Genomic DNA, 14,815 nt, shown 5'->3' on the forward strand with positions numbered 1-14,815 from the left:
GGGGCCGAGCGTGACGCGGAGCGCGCCGCTGCCGACGCGCGCGAGACCCGCGCCCGGTCCGAAACCCGTGCCGAAGCGGCGGAGGCGGCGGTGGCGGCCGCGCGTGAGCGGATGCGCGACGAGGCGGAGGCGACACCCGACACCTTGCTGGAGCGGCTCGACGCGGACCCCGACACCATGCCGGGCGTCGCCGATCTCGAAGCGTCGATCCAGCGGCTGCGCCGGTCGCGGGATGCCTTGGGCGCGGTGAACCTGCGGGCAGAAGAGGACGCTCGCGCTGTGCAGGATGAACACGACACGCTGGTGCGCGAAAAGCAGGATCTGGAAGCGGCCACGGCGAAGCTGCGGTCCGGGATCGCCGCGCTGAACCGCGAGGGGCGCGAACGGCTCCTGACCGCGTTCGAACAGGTCAATGCCAATTTCGGAACGCTCTTCACGCACCTGTTCAACGGGGGCGAGGCGCGGCTTGTTCTGGTGGAAAGCGACGATCCGCTGGATGCGGGGCTGGAGATCATGTGCCAGCCGCCGGGCAAGAAGCTGTCTACGTTATCGCTGCTTTCGGGCGGTGAACAGACCTTGACCGCGCTGGCGCTGATCTTCGCGGTGTTCCTTGCGAACCCGGCGCCGATCTGTGTGCTGGACGAAGTAGACGCACCGCTCGACGATGCGAACGTGACGCGGTTCTGCGACATGCTGGATGAAATGACCCGCCGCACCGACACGCGGTTTCTTGTCATCACGCATCACGCGGTAACCATGTCGCGGATGGACCGGTTGTTCGGCGTGACGATGGCGGAGCAGGGGGTGAGCCAACTGGTCAGTGTCGATCTGAAGCGCGCCGAGCAGATGGTCGCCTGACGCCAGCATCAGGCAGGCGGGCCGCGCCCCGAACGGGGCGGGCCACAATCAGGCGCACGATCAGGCCGCGCGCTTCTCGCGGAAGTTCAGTTCCCGCATCACGGCCTTGGCAGCCATGAACATCCCGGCGTCCTGCAAATCGCGGGCGCGGGCCTGCAGTTCGTCGTTCGTCAGCGTGGTCGGGTTCAGCATTGTGTCTCCTTTCCAAGTGCGTCGGCTCTCCGCGGACGAAAAAGCCGGGCGCTGGCCCCATGTGCGGGGTCAGGTCCGGTCGTGCCCGATCTGGAAAGCGTGCCAACCGCGATGGGATCGCTGCTCCGGCACGGGCCTGCCACCATCGCGGCGGCGGCCCCTATGTGCGACAGTTATGCAACAAAGGGGCCGGGGAATCAACCCCCGGCCCGGCTTCTGTGCCGCCGCGACACGTCAGAGGTCCGCTGTCAGGAAAACCTGTCATACCTTGATATGTGTCAATTTTAGATGACACCCGGGAAACTACCCTGCCGGAAATGCAGGGGAGCCCCATCATGCGAATCGTCTTCGTCCATCCGAACTACCGCTCCGGCGGGGCCGAGATCGCCGGGACGTGGCCGCCCGCCTGGGTCGCTTACCTGTCCGGCTCGCTGCGCCGCGCCGGGTTCGACGACATCCATTTCATCGACGCGATGACCGATAACCTCGACGACGACATCGTGGGCGACCGGCTGGCCGCATTGGCCCCCGACGTCGTGGGCGTGACCGCAATCACCCCGTCGATCTACCAGGCGGAGAAGGTGCTGGAACTGGCGCGCGACCGCTGCCCGCATGCCCTGCGAATGCTGGGCGGGGTGCACGCAACCTTCATGTTCAAGCAGGTCCTGTCAGAGGCACCCTGGGTGGACGTGATCGTGCGCGGCGAGGGGGAGGAGATCCTCGTGGCGCTGATGACCGCCGTCCGCGATGGCCGCTGGCCGGAAGACCGGCGCAAGATCCACGGGCTGGCATTCCTCGACAGCGACGAGATCGTGGCGACCCCGGCGGCGAGCACGGTCAAGGATCTCGACGGGATCGACCCGGACTGGGAAATCCTCGACTGGGAGAAATACAAGTACATCCCCCTGAACACCCGCGTCGCCATCCCCAACATGGCGCGCGGCTGCCCGTTCACCTGTTCCTTCTGTTCGCAGTGGAAGTTCTGGCGCGACTACCGCGTGCGCGACCCGAAAAAGGTCGTGGACGAGATCGAGAAGCTGGTGAACGACCATCAGGTCGGGTTCTTCATCCTTGCGGACGAGGAACCGACCATCAATCGCAAGAAATTCGTCGAATTCTGCCAGGAGCTGATCGACCGCGGTCTGCCCGACAAGATCAAGTGGGGCATCAACACCCGCGTGACGGACATCTACCGCGACCGGGATCTGCTAAAATTCTACCGTAAGGCCGGGCTGGTGCATGTCAGTCTTGGCACCGAAGCCGCGGCGCAGATGAAGCTTGATCAGTTCAACAAGGAAACCACCGTCGCCGAGAACAAGGAAGCCGTGCGCCTTCTGCGCGAGGCCGATATTCTGGTCGAGGCGCAGTTCATCGTGGGGCTCGACAACGAAACCGCCGAGACGCTGGAAGAAACCTTCCAGATGGCGTGGGACTGGCAGCCCGATCTGGCGAACTGGGCGATGTATACCCCGTGGCCCTTCACCCCTCTGTTCCAGGAGTTGAAGGACAAGGTCGAGGTCTTCGACTTCTCGCGCTACAACTTCGTGACGCCCATCATGAAACCCGCCGCGATGGAACGGGGCGAGCTTCTGGACGGCGTTATGAAGAATTACCGTCGCTTCTACATGCGCAAGGCGTTGTTCCACTATCCATGGCGCGGCACCGGCTTCCGGCGGCGGTATTTGCTTGGATGTCTCAAGGCCTTCCTGAAAGCCGGGTTTGCCCGCACGTTCTATGATCTGGGCAAGGTCGGCTACACCGGGCCGCAGAGCAAGAACAAGCTGGACTTCCATTTCGACGAGACCCGCACCATCGCGGAGGCGCAGATGGAGGATTGGGAAGCGAGCGCCGACCGGGCCGCCCGCGCAGCCGAACGCCGCGAAGCCGTGCGCGCGCAAGGCAAGGCCCGCGCGGTGGAACGCAGCGCCAGTTTCAAGATGCCCAACGGGGCCGAGGTCCGCGCCTGTGGCGGCGGCAAGGACCAGATGACCGAGGCGCAGCAGGAAGCCGTCTGATGGACGGCGGCGCGCACGGGTTCGCGCAGGCGCGGATCGGGCCGAACGCAGTGCTGCAGCTGGTGCCCGTACTCGACCGGACGCTCGGGCGCCCCGCACGGGTGCGGCTGCTGACGGGTGCCGGTCTGTTCGAGATGCCGGACGGCACGGCGATGATCGACGAAGGCCCCGTCGCCCGGCTGCATCAGACCATGCGGCGCGACTTCCCCGACCTTGCGCCGGGCATGGCCGCTGCCGCGGGGCGGCGCACGGGCGACTACATCCTGATCCATCGCATCCCGCGCCGCGCACAAAGGCTGCTGCGCATCCTGCCTGCTGCGTTGTCCGCGCGGCTGCTGGCGCAGGCCATCGCGCAGCACGCATGGACCTTTGCCGGGTCGGGCCGGTTCCGGGTGGCCTCCCGTGTCCCGCTCGTCTTCGAGATCGCCGACAACCCGCTCGTGCGCGGCGAACACGCGGCGGCCCCGGTCTGCCACTGGCACGTGGCAGTGTTCGCACGGCTTTTCACGCGGCTGGCCGCGCCGGATTACACCTGCGTGGAAACCGACTGCTGCGCCAATGGCGCCCGCGCCTGCCGCTTCGTGCTGGCCCGCGCGGCTTGACTTCCCCCGCCATGCACGGTGTATCGGCCCGGATCATTGACAGCCGGGACAAGATGCCATGCACGCCTATCGCAGCCAGACCTGCGCCGACCTGACCAAGGCCCATGTGGGCCAGACCGTGCGGCTGTCGGGATGGGTGCATCGCGTGCGCGACCATGGCGGCGTGCTGTTCATCGACCTGCGCGACCATTACGGCATCACCCAGGTTCTGGCCGACAGCGATAGCCCCGTGTTCGCCGCGGTCGAAAAGGTCCGGTCCGAATGGTGCATCCGCATCGACGGTGTGGTGAAGGCGCGGGACGCAAGCCTCGTGAACCCCAAGCTGCCCACCGGCGAGATCGAGGTCTATATCCGTGACATGGAGGTTCTGGGTGCGGCCGAAGAGCTGCCCCTGCCGGTGTTCGGCGACCAGGACTACCCCGAGGAAACCCGCCTGAAATACCGCTATCTCGACCTGCGCCGCGACAGTCTGCACGCCAACATGATGCTGCGCAGCAAAGTCGTGGCCCATCTGCGCCAGCAGATGTGGGGGCTGGGGTTCAACGAATTCCAGACGCCGATCATCACGGCAAGCTCCCCCGAGGGCGCGCGCGACTTCCTCGTCCCGTCGCGCCTGCATCCGGGCAAGTTCTACGCGCTGCCGCAGGCCCCGCAGCAGTTCAAGCAGCTCATCATGGTGTCGGGCTTCGACAAGTATTTCCAGATCGCGCCCTGTTTCCGCGACGAGGATCCGCGCGCCGACCGCTCGCCTACGGATTTCTACCAGCTCGACATGGAAATGAGCTTTGTGGAGCAGCAGGACGTGTTTGACACGATCGCCCCGGTGATCGCGAACACGTTCGAGACCTTCGGGGGCGGGCGCAAGGTGGACGCGCCCGGTGACTGGCCGCAGATCAGCTATCGCGATGCGGCGCTGTGGTACGGGACGGACAAGCCGGACCTTCGCAATCCGATCAAGATGCAAGTGGTCTCCGACCACTTCCGCGACTCCGGCTTCGCGATCTTCGCGAAGCTGCTGGAGCAGGAGGGCACCGAGATCCGCGCGATCCCCGCGCCGGGCGGCGGAAGCCGCAAGTTCTGCGACCGGATGAACAAGTTCGCGCAGGAGCAGGGCCTGCCGGGGATGGGGTATATCTTCTGGCGAAAAAGGACTGAAATCTTTGGCGATCTGAGCAACGCTATTGAGGATTTCCCGAAGTTCCTAACTGCTATCGTGAATATTATTCAAGGCACGCCAGAGGAGCAGGCTTCAGCCACTAAGGCACTGGAGCACTTTGATAAACACTACAGCAATCATCTTGACGTGGACACTAAGCAGAAGGTGCAGGAACAGATAGCTAGCCATTGGCGAAACGGGAACAGAGCTGAGGCCGAGTTTCTATTAAATGCGTACTTCGGTCCCTACGAAGCCGCAGGCCCCCTCGCCAAGAACATCGGCCCCGAGCGGACCGAGGCGATCCGCCAGCAGCTTGGCCTCGGCGTCGGCGATGCGGCGTTCTTCCTTGGCGGAAAGCCCAAGGATTTCCAGGCCGTCGCGGGCCGTGCGCGTACCGTGATCGGGGACGAGCTAGGCCTGACGGACACGAATCGCTTCGCCTTCGCGTGGATCGTGGATTTCCCGATCTACGAAGCCGACCCGGAAACCGGCAAGGTCGATTTCGAACACAACCCGTTTTCCATGCCGCAGGGCGGGATGGATGCGCTCAACGGCGATCCGCTGGAGGTGCTGGGCTACCAGTACGACCTTGCCTGCAACGGCTATGAGCTCGTGTCGGGCGCCATCCGGAATCACCGCCCCGAGATCATGTTCAAGGCGTTCGAGATCGCGGGTTACGGGCGCGACGAAGTCGAGAAACGTTTCGGCGGCATGGTAAACGCGTTCCGCTACGGGGCGCCGCCCCACGGGGGCTGTGCGGCGGGTATCGACCGGATCGTGATGCTGCTGGCGGACGAGGCGAATATCCGCGAGGTCATCATGTTCCCCATGAACCAGCGCGCCGAGGACCTGATGATGGGCGCACCGTCCGAGCCCGCCAACGAGCAATTGCGCGAGTTGCGCCTGCGGGTGCTTCCGCCCGAGGCGTGACCCGGGACGCGGCGGGCCCGACCCGCCGCCTTCCGGCTGCCAAGTTGCGAACAATTTTATCTGTTAAGCCTGAATTAGGTCGGGTGCCTTAGGCGTCGGAGACAGGAAATGTCTCTGAAGCGGAAAGGCACGTGCATGTCGATTTCTTCCTCGCTGAACGCCGGGGTCATGGGGCTGAAGGCGAATGCCAACAAGCTCAGCGTGATCTCCGACAACATCGCGAACTCGGGCACCTTCGGCTACAAAAGGGTTGCGGCGGATTTCAACTCGATGGTGATCGGCAAATCCGGCGGCGCCTATTCCGCCGGTGGCGTCAGCATGACGACCCAGCGACTGGTCAGCGATCGCGGCTCGCTGGTCGGATCGTCGAATTCGACCGACATCGCGGTGCGCGGGCGGGGGATGGTTCCCGTCACGTCCGCGGCGGCGGTCAACGCGGGCAACGGCAAGCCGCCGATGATGCTTCAGACGACCGGGTCCTTCCGGACCGACGAGCAGGGATATCTTAAAAGCTCCAGCGGCCTGATCCTGATGGGCTGGCCTGCGGCGGATGACGGGACGATCCCGAACTATGCGCGCGACACGCCGGCCGGGCTTGAACCGATCAAGCTGAACGTGAACGAATTCGTGGGCGAACCGACGACCGAAATGGAAGTGATCGCCAACCTGCCCGCGACCTCGACAGTGGCCGGCGCGGCGGGTTTTGCCGAAACGCTGTCCGTCGAGTATTTCGACAACCTCGGGATGTCGGAAACCCTCAACGTCACGTTCACGCCGGACGTCGCCGCGACCGGCGATCCGGGCACGAACCGCTGGCGCATGGAGATCGCCGACAGTGCCCGGGCCGGCGCAGTTGTCGGGGAATACGAGATCACGTTCAACAACAGCCGTACGGCTGGCGGCACCATCGCCTCTGTCACGACGCTGTCGGGCGGTGCCTACGATCCGGCGACCGGTGGCCTGCGCGTGGACGTCGCGGGCGGCCCCATGGACATCACGATCGGTCGGCCGGGTAGCGCACAGGGGCTGACACAACTGTCGGACAGCTTCTCGCCCGTGGTCATCAACAAGAACGGGTCCGAGGTGGGCAACATGATCGGCGTCGATATCGATGCGAACGGCATGGTCAAGGCGACCTACGACAACGGGGCCGTGCGGACCGTGTACCAGGTGCCGCTGGTGGACATGCCGAACCCCAACGGGCTGACCGCGCTCGACAACCAGACATACCAGATCTCGAACGAAAGCGGCGCGTATTTCCTGTGGGACGCGGGCGATGGTCCGACCGGTGATCTGGTGAGCTTCGCGCGCGAGGAATCGACAACCGATGTCGCATCGGAACTGACCGATCTGATCCAGACGCAGCGCGCCTATTCGTCCAACGCCAAGGTGATCCAGACCGTGGACGAGATGCTGCAGGAAACCACCAATATCAAACGCTGAGCGTTGAAAGGGACAGGGCATGACCATCATGGGAGCCATGAACACGGCGATCTCGGGCCTGGCGGCGGCCAGTCGCGGGGCGGCCGTGGTGTCGAACAATCTCGCCAACGCCCTGACCGAAGGCTACGGGCGGCGGGAACTGGATCTCGCCGCGCGCTCCGGGGGTGGCGGTGGCGTGATGGTTCTCGGCGAAACACGGTTCACCGATTCGGTCCTGCTGACGGATCGTCGGTCCGCGGATGCCGCGTTCGCACGACAGGGGGCTGCCGCGGCCTTTTTCGAACAGGTACAGACAGTCATGGGGGAACCCGGTTCCGGAGGGTCGCTCGATGACCTGGTGACGGCGGTTGAAAGCGGCCTGGTGGCCGCGGCGGCGCAACCGCAATCCGTGCTGCGCATGGAACAGGTGGTGGACGACCTGTCGCGCCTGACCGGACGCATCGCCGAGGTCGGGGAGGCGATCCAGACAGAACGTGGCCGTGCGGATGCCGCGCTCGCGGATGCCGTGGGCCAGCTCAACACCGATCTCGCGCGTCTGGAAACCATCAACGAGGATATTCGCCGCGACATTCTGCGTGGCGGCAGCGGTGGTGCGTTGCTCGATGAACGGGAGGCGCTGATCGATCGGGTCGCAGAACTCGTCCCTGTCCGCGAAGTGGACCGCGGCAATGGCGTGGTCGCCCTGATCTCGGACGGTGGTATTCTCATGGACGGCCCGGCGCCGACAATCGGCTTCTCGGCGACACCGTACGTGACGGAATTCCAGAGCGTCGAGGGTGGCCATCTCTCCGGCCTGACGATTAACGGCCAGCCGATCGACGTCGGTCGCAGCCGCCACATCCTGTCCGGCGGTGAAATCTCCGGCCTTCTGGCCATACGCGACGTCGAGGGGCCGGCGGCCATGGCAGGGCTCGATGCCTTCGCGCGCGACTTGATCGAGCGGTTTTCCGGCGCGGGCGTGGACCCGACCCGTGCAACGGGCGACCCGGGTCTGTTGACCGATGCAGGTGCAGCATTCGATCCGGCGAACGAACTCGGACTTTCCCGTAGACTCGAGGTCAACGCGCTTGCCGATCCTGCCATGGGCGGTGCCGCCTGGCGGTTGCGCGATGGGCTAGGGGCCCCGGTTCAGGGCGATCCCGGCAACACGGACGGCCTGCAGCGTCTTGGCGCCGCCCTGTCGGAGTCGCGTGTTCCCGTGTCAAGCGGCGCGCCGGAAGGGCGCCATACCGCCGCCGGGCTTGGCGCTGCGGTCTATACGGCGCTGGGCGTGGCGCGCACCGCGACGGAAGCCGACATGGCGCAAGCCGGCGCCAGGTCGTCCGCCATCGGTCAAAGCCTGCAAGGCATGGCCGTCGACAGCGATGCGGAGATGCAACGGCTGCTTCTCATCGAACAGGCTTACGCAGCGAATGCGCGGGTGGTCTCTGCCGCCCGCCAGATGCTTGACCAGTTGATGGAGATCTGACCATGAAACCTGCGAATATCGGCGATCTCGTTCAGTCGACGATGCTGCGGCGCGATACTGCCCGCATAAAGGGCGATCTCGGCCGACTGACCGGCGAGATGTCGTCTGGCAAGATCGCGTCTCTGAATACGTCGCTCCGGGGCCAGTTCGGCCCCCTTGCCGGGCTGACTCGGAGCCTTGCTCTGACCGACGCGACGCTTGCAAGCAATGCCGCTGCGGCGCGACTTGCCGAGGGCCAGCAACTGGCACTTGAGGCGGTCCAAGGCACGGCCACGGCGGCAGGCCCGGATTTTCTCGAGGTGGCGTCCAACGGGAACGACGTGCAGCGCAAGGTGCTTGCGCAGAAGGCCATGGGGCAATTCGAGCAGACTCTGGCGGCTCTCAACACGCAGATCGAGGGGAAGGCGATATTCGCAGGCGCGGCGCTGGACGGGCCTGCGCTGGCGGATGCCGGGACCATACTTGCTTCCCTTGAGGACGCGCTGGCGGGAACGGTGGGACCGGCGGATGCCATCGCGGCCGTCAAGGATTGGTTCGACGCGCCCGGCGGTGGCTTTGACACCGTTGCGTACCAGGGCGCTGCGACGCCGATGTCGGGTCTCGCCATGGCCCCCGGTGAATTGGTCCAGCTGGATATCACGGCAGCCGATCCCGCGCTGCGGGACACGTTGCGGGGGCTCGCGCTCGGGGCACTGTTGGACCGCGGTCTTTTCGATGGCGATGTCGCTGCGCAAGGGGCGGTGATCCAGCATGCGGGCGAAACACTTGTGGCTGCCGCGGACACCGTGACGACGCGGCGGGCGGGTCTCGGCGCCATCGAAGAACGGATCGAGGCCGCTCGTATCCGGACCGAGGCGGAGACGACCGGCCTGACCATGGCACGGTCTGCGCTGGTCGAAGCCGATCCCTATGACACCGCGTTGAGGCTGCAGGAAGTTCAGGTTCAGCTCGAAACGATCTACGCCCTGACCGCGCGCATGTCGAACCTGTCATTGGCCATGGTGTTGCGGTGATCCGGGCCTTTTTCGCAGCGCTTTTTCTGGCCGCGACCGGCTCTGTCGCTGGCGCGCAGGACATCAGGCTCAAGGATCTCGTGGAATTCGATGGCGTCCGCGGAAATGATCTGATCGGCTACGGTCTGGTTGTCGGGCTCAACGGGACCGGGGACGGTTTGCGCAACAGCCCGTTCACGGAAGAAATCATGGCGAACATCCTCGAACGTTTGGGGGTGAACGTGGCCGGTGAGCAGTTCCGGCCCAAGAACGTCGCCGCTGTGTTCGTCACGGCAAGTTTGCCGCCCTTTGCCCGCGTGGGTGGGCAGATCGACGTGACCGTATCCGCGATCGGCGATGCGAAGAGCCTGCTTGGCGGTACGCTCGTGATGACGCCGCTCAACGCGGCGGACGGGCAGATCTACGCCGTCGCGCAAGGAACCATCATCGCCGGTGGTGCCGTGGCCGAGGCCGAGGGGGCATCCGTCACGCAGGGCGTTCCGACAGCCGGGGTCATTCCGTCCGGCGCGCGGGTGGAACGGGAAGTTCCTTTCGATTTCACCAGGCTCACGTCCGTGCGCCTTGGATTGCGTGATCCGGATTTCACGACTGCCCTTTTGATCGAACAGGCGATCAATACCCGGTTCGGCCGCGGTGTTGCGCAGGCTCTCGACGCGGGAACGGTGCAGTTCGATCTTGTCGCCACGCAGGCCGGATCGCCAGCGCGGGCCCTCGCGCAGGTGGAAAACATCCGCGTCGCGCCCGAACGGCGCGCACGCGTCGTCGTCGACCAGCGGTCGGGCACGATCGTCATGGGAGACGAGGTTCGAATCAGCCGCGTGGCCGTGTCTCAGGGTGGATTGACGCTACGGGTTCAGGAAGAGCCACTCGTCGTGCAGCCCAACCCGTTTTCGGATGGGCAGACCGTCGTGGTACCGCGCAGCCGGGCCGAACTGGAGGAGGAGGACGGAACCGGTCTGGCCGAAGTCCCCGGCGGCACCACGCTTGCCGAGGTCATTGCCGGGCTGAACGCGCTCGGCGTGTCGCCGCGCAATATGATCGACATTCTGAAGAGCATCAAGGCGGCTGGCGCGCTTCATGCGGAGTTCATCGTGCGGTGACGAAGCGTCCGGGTTTGCCGTGCCGGATTCCGCGCCCGGACGCGGCTCCACGCGGCGCTCTCGTGCGCGCATGACCGCGGGAGCCGACGAAACCGGAACGAGCCGCCGCGTTACCGCTCGCCCTGTGCTTCAATCGCGTCGAGCCGCGCCTTAAGCGCGTCGTTCTCCTCCCGCGCTTTCTGGGCCATTGCGCGCACCGCGTCGAACTCTTCCCGCGTGACGAAGTCACGATCCGCCAGCCAGCGGTCGAGCATCCCCTTCAACGCGGTCTCCGCCTCCTCCCGCGCGCCCTGCGCCACGCCCATCGCATTCGTCATGAGTTGGGATAGATCGTCGATAATCTTGTTCCGGGACTGCATGGCGGTCTCCTGTTTGCCTGTGCGTGATATGGCGCGGCAGGGTGCAAAGCTCAAGGTTGACTTCACCGGCTTCGGCTTGCCATCTGCCGGGCATGGTGTTCGCGCTCCCCTTTCCCGATATCGGCCCGGAGGTTTTCTCGGTCACTATCGGCGGTCTGTCGCTTGCACTGCGATGGTACGCCCTCGCCTATATCGCGGGGCTGCTGATCGGCTTGTGGATCGTGCGAAGTGCGATTGCGCGGCCGTCACTCTGGCCCGCGGGGCAGGCGCCAGTGACGAATGCACAGGCCGAGGCGCTGCTGACGGCGGTCGTGCTTGGCGTCGTGATCGGCGGGCGGCTCGGGTTCGTACTGCTATACCAGCCATCGTATTACCTTTCACACCCCCTCGACATTCCGAAACTCTGGCAGGGTGGCATGGCCTTTCATGGCGGGCTTGCGGGGGTGGTCGTCGCCGCGTGGATATTCTGCCGCCGCAATGGGCTGCCCGCGGCGCAGGTCGCCGATGCCATGGCGCTTGCAACCCCGCCGGGCCTGTTTCTTGGGCGGGTCGCGAATTTCATCAATGGCGAGCTTTGGGGCCGGCCCACCACGATGCCGTGGGGCGTGATCTTCCCGGGAGAGGCTGCGCAGACCTGTCCGCCCGGATGGTCCGCCCCCTGCGCGCGCCATCCCTCCCAACTCTACGAGGCCGGGCTGGAGGGGCTGGTGCTCGGGCTGGTACTTATCTGGATCGTGCGCCGCGGTGCCCTTCGCAGACCTGGGCTCGTGACGGGGGTGTTCCTCACGGGATACGGGCTGGCCCGCACGGTGGTGGAGGCGTTCCGCCAGGCCGATGCGCAGTTCATCACGCCGGACAATCCCTGGGGACATGTTCTGCGGCTGGGCGACGCGGGTTTGACGATGGGACAGGTTCTTTCCCTTCCGCTCGTCGCGACCGGGCTCGTGATCGTTGTTGTCGCCGCCGCCCGCCGCCGGCACCACGGCGCGGCATGACGCCGCTCGCTGCTCTGCTCTCGCGGCGGATCGCCGCGACCGGGCCGATCACGCTGGCGGACTACATGGCAGAATGCCTGCTGCACCCGGAACATGGGTATTACGTGACCCGCGATCCGCTGGGGTCCGCCGGGGATTTCACCACGGCGCCCGAAATCAGCCAGATGTTCGGGGAACTCGTCGGGCTTGCGCTGGCGCAGGCATGGCTGGACCAGGGGGCGCCGGCGCCCTTCGCGCTTGCCGAACTCGGGCCGGGGCGCGGCACGCTGATGGCGGATATCCTGCGGGCGACGGCCCGCGTGCCCGGCTTCATCGATGCGGCGGACATTCACCTTGTGGAGGCATCGCCGGTGTTGCGTGCGGCGCAGGCCGGGACCATCGCGCCGCATTCAGCGACCTGGCATCCAGCCGTCACGGCCTTGCCGGATCTGCCGCTGTTCGCGGTGGCGAACGAATTCTTCGACGCGCTGCCGATTCGTCAGTTCGTGCGGCGGGGCCGGGGCTGGACCGAGCGACAGGTCGGGCTGGTGCCCGATCCGTCCGGCGCGCGCGTGCTGGGGTTCGGGTTGGGCGTGGCGACGCCGCTAGGCGGGCTGGCGCGCCGCCTGGAAGACACTGCCGATGGCGATATCGTCGAAACTTGTGCGCCCGGTGAGTCGATCATGCGCCGCATCGCGTCCGGGGTCGCCACCCGCGGGGGTGCTGCGCTGATCGTGGACTACGGCGGCTGGCGATCGCGGGGCGACACGTTCCAGGCGGTCGGCGGGCACGCGCCGGTCGACCCTTTCGCGGCACCCGGCACCGCCGATCTGACAGCCCATGTGGATTTCGAAGCCCTTGCAGGGGCCGCCGCGCGTGCCGGCGCCGCCGCAAGCCCCATGGTTCCCCAGGGCGTGTTTCTCGAACGCCTGGGGATCACCGCGCGGGCGCAGCGGCTGGCACGCGACCTTGCAGGCCCGGCACTGGAGGCCCACGTGGCGGCACATCGCCGCTTGACCCACCCTGACGAGATGGGGTCACTCTTCAAGTGTCTCGCCATCACCCCGGCCGCCGCGCCGCCGTTTCCGGGCACGATCACATGACGCTGGAAATCATCACGGCCGACATGCTCCACCCTCTGCGGCACGGGTTCTTCACCCGGCGGGGCGGTGCGTCGTCGGGTGTCTTCGCAGGCCTGAACTGCGGTCGCGGATCGTCGGACCAGGCCGAGGTGGTGGAAATCAACCGCGCGCGCGCTGCATTGGCGATGGATGTTGCCCCCGACGCGCTGCGCGGCCTGTACCAGACCCATTCCGCAAGGGCGGTCGTGGCTAGCCCCGCCCCACAAGACCATCCGCCCGAAGGCGACGCCATCGTCACGGACCGCCCCGGCGTCGTGCTTGCGATTCTGACCGCCGACTGCGCGCCCGTGCTGTTCGCGGACCACGCTGCAGGCGTGGTCGGCGCGGCCCATGCAGGCTGGAAGGGCGCACTGGCCGGTGTGCTCGATGCGACGCTGGACAAGATGGAAACCCTTGGCGCTGATCGGGCACGGGTCGTCGCGGCGGTCGGACCGACGATCGCGCAGGCTGCCTATGAGGTCGGACCGGAATTCCTGGAAACCTTCGTGGCCGACGACGGGGGCAATGCGCGTTTCTTTGCCCAGGGTTCGGGCGACCGTCTCCAGTTCGACCTGCCCGCCTTCGTATTGCACCGCTTGCGTGCGGCGGGGATCGGCGACGCGGCATGGCTGCGTCATTGCACCTATTCCAATCCCGAGCTGTTCTTTTCCTACAGGCGAAGCGTGCATGAAAAGCAGGCAGACTACGGCCGTCTCATCTCAACAATAAGGCTGTAGGCCCCCGATGGGCGAATTTGCGCCGCAACGCAGCAATTCTGTCTCGAGACTGTTACGAATCCGGGCTAGGTAAGCCTCACGGGAAACACATGACCCGGCGTGGTGGGAACGTGTGTTAGGTTACCGAGTTGTTATCGAGTGTTGGGGTTCTCGGCAGACGTTCTGCCCGATGGTCGCGAGTCTTTTTTGGCCGCCTGGTCCCGGCCAGGCGGCCGTCATCAGTCACAGGCTTGACGCGACCACGGCTCACGCGCTGCGGCTGAGCCGCCCTTCCAGAACCTGGAACGGCACCCCGGCTTCGTCCTTGGCCGTGCGGATCACGAGCGATGTCTTGACGCTGGCCACATTGTCCGCAGCCGTCAGTTCGCCCGTGAGGAATGACTGGAAGCTGCTCAGATCCGGGGCAACGCATTTCAGGACGAAATCGACCTCGCCGTTCAGCATGTGGCATTCCCGCACGAGTGGCCAGTCGCGGCAGCGCGCCTCGAAGGCGGAAAGGTCTGCTTCCGCTTGGCTGCGCAGTCCCACCATCGCGAAGACCTGAACTTCGAATCCAAGCTCGCGGCTGTCGACATCGGCATGGTAGCCGCGGATATACCCGGCCTCTTCCAGCGTGCGCATCCGGCGCAGGCAGGGGGGGGCCGAAATGCCCACGCGCTTGGCCAGTTCGACATTCGTCATGCGCCCATCTGCCTGAAGCTCGGCCAGAATCTTGCGGTCGATCGGATCAAGCTTAGTGGCGGCCATTGACGTCTCCTCGTTGGTGGTGAAGCTAGTCAATCCCGGCATCGGGCGCAATAATGTTTCGCGTGCTGGGCCCGTCAGTACCGGAAAATTCAGGATGTCG

The 14,815-nt window shown here is 65.7% G+C and carries 13 protein-coding genes and 2 pseudogenes; 12 read left to right on the forward strand and 3 right to left on the reverse strand.

Annotated features, from left to right (window positions below):
• Positions 1-858, forward strand: a pseudogene (locus DDE13_RS13570) (chromosome segregation protein SMC); the annotation flags it as partial.
• Positions 859-918: 60 nt separating this feature from the next.
• On the opposite strand, the gene DDE13_RS23590 reads toward DDE13_RS13570, so the two are convergent.
• Entirely contained in the window at positions 919-1,050 is a 132-nt protein-coding gene (locus DDE13_RS23590) for a hypothetical protein (RefSeq protein WP_268951247.1), read from the reverse strand.
• Between the two features lie 335 nt (positions 1,051-1,385).
• Here DDE13_RS23590 and bchE point away from each other — a divergent pair, with 335 nt between their 5' ends.
• The 8 genes and pseudogenes from bchE to DDE13_RS13605 all read left to right on the forward strand — a co-directional run bounded on the left by bchE (position 1,386) and on the right by DDE13_RS13605 (position 10,777).
• Entirely contained in the window at positions 1,386-3,065 is a 1,680-nt protein-coding gene (bchE, locus tag DDE13_RS13575; RefSeq protein ID WP_111404870.1) for a magnesium-protoporphyrin IX monomethyl ester anaerobic oxidative cyclase, read from the forward strand.
• On the forward strand, positions 3,065-3,667 hold the full coding sequence (gene bchJ, locus DDE13_RS13580; RefSeq protein ID WP_111404835.1) for a bacteriochlorophyll 4-vinyl reductase: 603 nt from the start codon (positions 3,065-3,067) through the stop codon (positions 3,665-3,667). The genes bchE and bchJ overlap by 1 nt, the downstream gene beginning before the upstream one ends.
• A 58-nt stretch (positions 3,668-3,725) precedes the next feature.
• Positions 3,726-5,753: an aspartate--tRNA ligase gene (aspS, locus tag DDE13_RS13585; RefSeq protein WP_111404836.1), complete on the forward strand. Its 2,028-nt coding sequence runs from the start codon at positions 3,726-3,728 to the stop codon at positions 5,751-5,753.
• A 135-nt stretch (positions 5,754-5,888) separates the two neighbouring features.
• Complete coding sequence (locus tag DDE13_RS13590) at positions 5,889-7,196, forward strand: flagellar hook protein FlgE (protein ID WP_111404837.1); 1,308 nt, start codon at positions 5,889-5,891, stop codon at positions 7,194-7,196.
• Positions 7,197-7,233: 37 nt separating this feature from the next.
• Positions 7,234-7,311 (forward strand): annotated as a pseudogene (locus tag DDE13_RS23735) (flagellar basal body protein); the annotation flags it as partial.
• 63 nt (positions 7,312-7,374) lie between these two features.
• Entirely contained in the window at positions 7,375-8,664 is a 1,290-nt protein-coding gene (locus DDE13_RS13595) for a FlgK family flagellar hook-associated protein (RefSeq protein WP_268951248.1), read from the forward strand.
• Positions 8,665-8,666: 2 nt separating this feature from the next.
• A complete protein-coding gene (locus DDE13_RS13600; RefSeq protein ID WP_111404839.1) occupies positions 8,667-9,677 on the forward strand; it encodes a flagellin in 1,011 nt (336 codons plus the stop codon).
• Positions 9,674-10,777: a flagellar basal body P-ring protein FlgI gene (locus tag DDE13_RS13605; protein ID WP_111404840.1), complete on the forward strand. Its 1,104-nt coding sequence runs from the start codon at positions 9,674-9,676 to the stop codon at positions 10,775-10,777. Before DDE13_RS13600 ends, DDE13_RS13605 begins: the two co-directional genes overlap by 4 nt.
• Positions 10,778-10,887: 110 nt before the next feature.
• Here the strand turns inward: DDE13_RS13605 and DDE13_RS13610 are convergent, their stop codons facing one another.
• Positions 10,888-11,136 (reverse strand): accessory factor UbiK family protein, encoded by a 249-nt coding sequence (locus DDE13_RS13610; protein WP_111404841.1) that lies wholly within the window; start codon positions 11,134-11,136, stop codon positions 10,888-10,890.
• A gap of 92 nt (positions 11,137-11,228) precedes the next feature.
• Here DDE13_RS13610 and lgt point away from each other — a divergent pair, with 92 nt between their 5' ends.
• The 3 genes from lgt to pgeF are packed head-to-tail and all read left to right on the forward strand — an operon-like array spanning position 11,229 to position 13,968.
• Positions 11,229-12,131, forward strand: a complete 903-nt coding sequence (gene lgt / locus DDE13_RS13615; RefSeq protein ID WP_111404842.1) for a prolipoprotein diacylglyceryl transferase — start codon at positions 11,229-11,231, stop codon at positions 12,129-12,131.
• Positions 12,128-13,213 carry a class I SAM-dependent methyltransferase gene (locus tag DDE13_RS13620; RefSeq protein ID WP_111404843.1) on the forward strand — a complete coding sequence of 362 codons (1,086 nt, stop codon included), beginning with the start codon at positions 12,128-12,130 and terminating at the stop codon, positions 13,211-13,213. The genes lgt and DDE13_RS13620 overlap by 4 nt, the downstream gene beginning before the upstream one ends.
• Complete coding sequence (gene pgeF / locus DDE13_RS13625; protein WP_111404844.1) at positions 13,210-13,968, forward strand: peptidoglycan editing factor PgeF; 759 nt, start codon at positions 13,210-13,212, stop codon at positions 13,966-13,968. Before DDE13_RS13620 ends, pgeF begins: the two co-directional genes overlap by 4 nt.
• A gap of 246 nt (positions 13,969-14,214) precedes the next feature.
• On the opposite strand, the gene DDE13_RS13630 is transcribed toward pgeF, so the two are convergent.
• Positions 14,215-14,715 (reverse strand): Lrp/AsnC family transcriptional regulator, encoded by a 501-nt coding sequence (locus tag DDE13_RS13630; protein WP_111404845.1) that lies wholly within the window; start codon positions 14,713-14,715, stop codon positions 14,215-14,217.
• Positions 14,716-14,815 lie beyond the last annotated feature (100 nt).

The sequence above is a fragment of the Meridianimarinicoccus zhengii genome (assembly GCF_003254465.1).
Taxonomy (GTDB): domain Bacteria; phylum Pseudomonadota; class Alphaproteobacteria; order Rhodobacterales; family Rhodobacteraceae; genus Meridianimarinicoccus; species Meridianimarinicoccus zhengii.

Excerpts from the sequence above, each read along its gene's own strand:
- lgt (WP_111404842.1), top strand. The coding sequence starts at position 11,229 with ATGGTGTTCGCGCTCCCCTTTCCCGATATCGGCCCGGAGGTTTTCTCG.
- DDE13_RS13600 (WP_111404839.1), top strand. The coding sequence starts at position 8,667 with ATGAAACCTGCGAATATCGGCGATCTCGTTCAGTCGACGATGCTGCGG.
- bchE (WP_111404870.1), top strand. The coding sequence starts at position 1,386 with ATGCGAATCGTCTTCGTCCATCCGAACTACCGCTCCGGCGGGGCCGAG.
- bchJ (WP_111404835.1), top strand. The coding sequence starts at position 3,065 with ATGGACGGCGGCGCGCACGGGTTCGCGCAGGCGCGGATCGGGCCGAAC.
- DDE13_RS13590 (WP_111404837.1), top strand. The coding sequence starts at position 5,889 with ATGTCGATTTCTTCCTCGCTGAACGCCGGGGTCATGGGGCTGAAGGCG.
- DDE13_RS23590 (WP_268951247.1), bottom strand. The coding sequence starts at position 1,050 with ATGCTGAACCCGACCACGCTGACGAACGACGAACTGCAGGCCCGCGCC.
- DDE13_RS13610 (WP_111404841.1), bottom strand. The coding sequence starts at position 11,136 with ATGCAGTCCCGGAACAAGATTATCGACGATCTATCCCAACTCATGACG.
- DDE13_RS13595 (WP_268951248.1), top strand. The coding sequence starts at position 7,375 with ATGGTTCTCGGCGAAACACGGTTCACCGATTCGGTCCTGCTGACGGAT.
- aspS (WP_111404836.1), top strand. The coding sequence starts at position 3,726 with ATGCACGCCTATCGCAGCCAGACCTGCGCCGACCTGACCAAGGCCCAT.
- pgeF (WP_111404844.1), top strand. The coding sequence starts at position 13,210 with ATGACGCTGGAAATCATCACGGCCGACATGCTCCACCCTCTGCGGCAC.
- DDE13_RS13620 (WP_111404843.1), top strand. The coding sequence starts at position 12,128 with ATGACGCCGCTCGCTGCTCTGCTCTCGCGGCGGATCGCCGCGACCGGG.
- DDE13_RS13630 (WP_111404845.1), bottom strand. The coding sequence starts at position 14,715 with ATGGCCGCCACTAAGCTTGATCCGATCGACCGCAAGATTCTGGCCGAG.